At 63.1% G+C, this 452-nt stretch carries 1 protein-coding gene; it reads left to right on the top strand.

Annotation, left to right across the window (positions count from 1 at the left end; all coding sequences use genetic code 11):
- Window positions 1–452 (top strand): TCP-1/cpn60 chaperonin family protein (locus AC0L2U_RS34755; RefSeq protein ID WP_473603711.1); only part of this gene is annotated, 452 nt, incomplete at both ends.

Raw genomic sequence — 452 nt, 5'->3', positions numbered from 1 at the left:
GTCACGCTCGGCCCCAAGGGCCGCAACGTCGTCATCGACAAGTCGTTCGGCGCCCCGCGCATCACCAAGGACGGCGTTACCGTCGCCAAGGAAATCGAGCTTGAAGACAAGTTCGAGAACATGGGCGCGCAGATGGTCCGCGAAGTTGCTTCGAAGACCAACGACATCGCCGGCGACGGCACCACGACCGCAACCGTTCTGGCACAGTCGATCGTCCAGGAAGGCCACAAGGCCGTTGCCGCCGGCATGAACCCGATGGACCTGAAGCGCGGCATCGATCTGGCCGTGACCGAAGTCGTCGGCGCGCTCGGCAAGGCTGCCAAGAAGATCAAGACCTCCGAGGAAGTCGCCCAGGTCGGCACGATCTCGGCCAATGGCGACGAGTCGGTCGGCAAGATGATCGCGGAAGCGATGCAGAAGGTCGGCAACGAAGGCGTCATCACGGTTGAGGA

Source organism: Mesorhizobium sp. WSM4808, from assembly GCF_055811675.1.
This window is presented reverse-complemented; position numbering and strand designations above follow the sequence as displayed.